The sequence below is a fragment of the Gammaproteobacteria bacterium genome (assembly GCA_013817245.1).
Lineage (GTDB): Bacteria > Pseudomonadota > Gammaproteobacteria > HTCC5015 > HTCC5015 > JACDDA01.
The window spans coordinates 1-3,758 of record JACDDA010000014.1 but is presented as its reverse complement, the minus strand read 5'-3'; the positions used below and the strand labels follow the sequence as shown (position 1 = coordinate 3,758).

The following is a 3,758-nucleotide window of genomic DNA, read 5'->3' as shown; positions in this document are numbered from 1 at the left end:
TAGTTGAGTATAACGTTTCATAAGTACTTCACCTTTGGTCGGGTAAAAGGCTTACGTTAGCTCAACTAACCCTTTTATTCCAAACCCGTTGTGGTGCACTTATTACTTGAATCCGCCCCATTGATTCATTGGTCTTGACACAACTCAAGGAAGCTCCACCGGAGACCATGAGTAATTAATCCTTTCCAATTTATCATTTAAAAAATGAAACTCAATAACAGCATGCCTTGAATTAAAACCAACCTTCCAATGATCTCGCTCATAAAATTCATCATCCAAAATATCAACCAATTTTCGCGGACGTGTATCAGCTAAATAAATACCAACTGACGTAAGCTCATCGTTTGCAAAGGCTTTTAGAATAACTTTTTTCACTTCCGATTTAGACATGCTTTTCTTAATTGCAAAATCACTTTCCTCGTTTTTTGCTCGATAACTATTTAAAATAAAAACATCACTCACTAATGACTCATCAAAAACAACTATTGTTTTTGATGTCGACCGCTTACTTAATAGGCTGATTTCTTTTTTCTCTAACAATTTTTCAAGCTTTTTTTCTTTAAAGAACATATCACTTGCCACATATACTCGATCTTCAAGGGCCGGAGATACATGCGATATATCTTTATTGGTTCTCAATAAATTCAAAACTTCCATTTTTGACATTCCAATTTTAAATCCAAAAATTTCCCCGCTATTTCTTATTTCTCCTGTACAACCAACAAACGAAGCCATACATAACGCCGCAAAAATCAAGATGTGTTTTTTGTTAATAAACATATTCTGTGCTCTATTGATTGAATTACTCACCATAATCCTGAGCAACCGCTCCAGGAATGCTTGGGACAATACCGCCGGCTCCTTCAATGATATTATCTGCCGCTGTGTTTGAATTGGGTCCCATAATTGGCCGATACGAGTCAGCATTATATGCATCGCCTTGTTGTTTAACAGCAGTATCAAATTCTTGTGATGACATATTAGATGGTACATCAATTCGATAGTTACCATCCCCTGATTCAAAAGCAGTCGTATCATCTACATAAGTGGAATCACTGGATCCTTGCGGAAGAGGTGTAGTATCACCGTATGAAACAGAATATTGAGAGTCAATAACCTCTTTTATATCTCCGCATTTATCCATTTCATAATGCCAAATAATAACCGAACAATGCTTAGCCCCAGTCCAACCAAGGCCGCCGCCTAACGGACGACAATTCATTGTTACTTCAAGTCCCAACGGATCTTTATGACGTATGGGATTATTATTAGCATAACCGTATACATTCATCCCACCTCTTAGCCCAATCGGATCACTGCTAATAAACCGATTAATACCGGGCGCATAATAGCGCGCACGATAATAATACAATCCCGTGTCATCGTTTTCGCGTCCGGTGTATTGCGTCGGATTTTCGCTACTCTCACCTTCCGTCGCTGTTTCGCCATACGCGCTATAACGATACGTGGTGGTGGTTTGACCGGTTATATTCGTCAGCGCTTGGGTTGAGCCCAACATATCAGTAAGCAGATAGCGATCGCCGCTGTCGCTGTAACGGGCGATAGCTTCGTCGATGTTGTTCGTTCTTAAATAATGCGCATTAGTCGTACCCAGTTCTGCGATAACATCCAAGCCATCGTGCACATAACGGGTGCTGTGGCTGTTGATAGTACTTTCCGTTCTGCGGCCTATAGCATCGTAACTAAAGCTTGCAGTGAGTGCTTCGCAGTTGGGTTTAAAGCCCTGAATATCAGTCAGTTGGTTTTTGATATTCCACGTTAATTGTGTGGTACCACAACTATTAGTTCGCTGTATCATATTGCCCATGTCGTCGTATTGGAAACGCTCGATGATGTTATTGTCGTTATCTTTTAAAGCAATTAAACGATTGGTTTTAAGATCGTAATCAGCGTGTTGCGGTGATGCTTGTTTAGTGCTTGCAGCATGACGATCACGTTTAATGATATTGCCTGCTGCATCGTAGTCATAATTTAATTGTTCTACGACGGTGCTGCCTTTTTTATAACTCAATTGTGTTAAGCGACTGGCATCATCGTATGTGTAATTAGCGACAATGCCATTGGGATACGTTAATTGACGGCGACGATTCAAGGTGTCGTAAGCAATAGTTACTTCATCGGCACCATAGCGAATGCTGATTAAATTACCTTTATCGTCATAGGCATAACTGATCGTTTGCCAGGGTGTTTGCATTTCTATTCGACGACCTAAGTCATCGTAACGATAGCTAATGTTACCTTGCGAAGTGGTTTCCTGAATGACGCGATTTAGATTATCGTAACTATAACTGATAGTGCCGCTATTATCGGTGATCGCACTCAAGCGATCCACAGTGTCGTAACTGCGGGTTTTGGTGCTGCCATCACTGTAACGCGTTTCAACCCGTTGGTTTTTATTGTCATAGCTGTACTGAAGCGTGCGCCCTTGGCGATCAGTATACGTGCCGACATTGCCCGCAGGATCATAAGTGAAGTGTTGCGTTTTATTCGCCCCATCAGTACTGGTAAGCGCACGATCTTTTTCATCATAGGTGTTGGTTTGAATCAATTGATTATTTTGATTCCATACTTTCGCTAAATTACCGCGCGCGTCGTATTCGAGTTTAATCAAACCACCCGCAGGATCTTTAACTTCGATATGCTGATTACGCGTATTCAAAGTAACATCACTCGCAAAACCTAAGGCATCCGTGATTTGAATAGTACGACCCACCCCATCAGATTTGAAGTGTACGGTGTGACCCAATGGATTTTTAAGACTGATGAGATCCCCTTGTGCGTTATAAGCTAGCTCAGTGGTTTTGCCTTGCGCATTAGTAATACGTTTTAGTTGGCCTTTAGCGGTGTAATTATAAATTTGCACATTACCATTGGCATCCGTGCTTTCAAGTAATCGTCCGCTGGCAGTGTCATAACGAAGCTGCGCTAACGTGAGTACGGTATTGTCAGGTCGATAACGCACTACGTGAGTCACTTTATTCCATTTTGCATCGTAGCTGTATTCAGTGATGCGGTTGTCCGCATCAATCGTACGAATCGTATTGCCTTTGTCGTCATAGGCAAAACGCGTGATGCGGCCTAATGGGTCCGTTAATTGAATCAGATTATTATCTTTGTCAAATTTACGAATGAAGCGACCACCCTGCTCGTCTTCTGTTTCTAAAATATTGCCACGCGCATTAAACTGCACATGACGGCTACGTAATTTTGGATCGGTGACGGTGGCAGCAATGACTTGGCCGCCATAAATACGCCAACCCGCTTGATAATGCTCCCAACTATCTTCAGTAGGACATGCCGTTCCACTACATTTTTCGTTAGGTTTGTTGATATTAACAATACACGCGCCGGTTACTTTATAAATAAAGCGATGTTCGCCATCAGGGCCTGTTTGCCGCAATACACGGCGACTCGGCCCATAATGGTTAGTCGTTGGTGTTGCGCGTCCTGGATAGTGAATGGTTTTAATGCGTTCTTGGAATGTGGGTTGCGGACATAGCGCTTCGGCAGCAAACTCATCATCACCAACATAAGTAAAACGAGTTTCACCTTCCATTGAATCCGTAAACGTTTCAATCCGATCATCACTGTTATACGCAAGTGTCACAGTGCGACCGATGCTGTCTTGCATTTCATTAATGAAGTTATTTGCGCCATAAGTCATGTTAATGGTGCGGGCTTGCGTACCGATACTTTGTATATGCCCTACCGCATTACGGGTGATGTAAATGCTGTTG

At 42.0% G+C, this 3,758-nt stretch carries 2 protein-coding genes; both read right to left on the bottom strand.

The features are described 5' to 3' along the window. Window positions 1–144: 144 nt before the first annotated feature. Window positions 145–780, bottom strand: a complete 636-nt coding sequence (locus tag H0W44_10690) for a hypothetical protein (GenBank protein MBA3582902.1) — start codon at window positions 778–780, stop codon at window positions 145–147. A gap of 22 nt (window positions 781–802) precedes the next feature. After that, window positions 803–3,758 (bottom strand): RHS repeat protein (locus H0W44_10685; GenBank protein ID MBA3582901.1); only part of this gene is annotated, 2,956 nt, incomplete at its 5' end.